Annotated in this window: 1 protein-coding gene; it reads right to left on the reverse strand. The window is 58.7% G+C overall.

Annotated elements, in window-relative coordinates; translation table 11 throughout:
• Nucleotides 1–478 precede the first annotated feature (478 nt).
• A complete protein-coding gene (locus AC1DX0_RS36055; RefSeq protein WP_477223602.1) occupies nt 479–922 on the reverse strand; it encodes a Ros/MucR family transcriptional regulator in 444 nt (147 codons plus the stop codon).
• Between the last annotated feature and the right edge of the window lie 327 nt (nt 923–1,249).

A 1,249-nucleotide genomic window follows, 5' to 3' on the forward strand; every position in this document is an offset into this window, starting at 1 on the left:
GTCGAAGAGTCGCTAGTGAATTATGCCAGCAATGCGAACGGCAAGTGCATCTAGGCCGCTGGTGTAGATTCTTGCCAGTACAATCTCCGCAACTTCGGCTCTTTGTAGTGTGCATCCCAGAAGGTCGCCGCCGCCCAACCTGGCCGGCCTGTTGGCGACGCAATCCCAAACGCCCTATGATCCGTCGGCTTCGATATGGCAGTAGAATCTGTGCTGGTGACTTTTCATACAACCCAACGGCCATGCCGAGCTTTGGGTCCACCTCATTCACTAAGGTAGTTAATGGGATCGCGCGCCAGCACAGACRGGCAGTCGATCGAATTGAAGATGGCCGGCGCCAGTTTGGGAGCTGTGGGATGTGTGGCGCCGGCCAAGCGGACGTCAGATCCGCCGCCAGTCTTAAATGACCGATTCGGCGAGGCGCCGGCATGGTGTGATCGCGGAAGAGCTACGCGGGCCTTTCGCACCAAGCACGGTACTATTTGGCCTTTCGCTTAGCCGGAGCCTTTTTCGGCGGCGCTGCTCTCTGCCCAAGGCCAATCGATTTCGCGAGCGCCGAACGCTGTGCGGCATAGCTCGGCGCCACCATTGGATAGTCGCCAGGCAGGTTCCACTTTGCGCGATATTCGTCAGGCGTCATGCCGAGCTGGGCCAGGTGACGCTTCAGCGATTTGAACTTCTTGCCGTCGTCCAGGCAGATGATGAAATCAGGTGTCACCGACCGCTTCGGATTGACCGCTGGCGTAAGGGGCTCGGCTGGCCGTGGCATGTCTTTGCCGACTAAAGAGAGGGACGCGTGAACCGAGGAGATCAGATCAGCCAAGTTTGAGACAGGCACCGAATTGTTGCTCACGAAGGCCGAAACAATATCGGTGGTGAATTCGATAAGATCGACGGCGTTCTGGTCTGTCGTGTCCGGCATTTATTGTGCGTCCTGATTGCTTTGGCGTTTATGTATTGTGTTCGAATTGGCGATGCAAGCCAACCGGCGGCGCGCCACTCGCCACGCGGGAGCGCGCTAGCTCCAGTTATGGGGCTTGGTCATCGTGCTCGCGCAGGAGCGCTCGTTGTGGGAGACGTGGTGCGGGCGGATCGCTGGAACAGGTCGGCGACGTCACGCGCGTCCCCCCGTCGAAAGCCAATTTAATGCCCGCTGCCGAAGCCCTACGCTACCCGCCAGGCAGCGGGCTTACCTTTTCTCCAACTCCGTGGCGATTGCTTCCAACGCCTGAATGTCACTGTCATAGGA

The organism is Mesorhizobium sp. P3_A9, assembly GCF_056402975.1.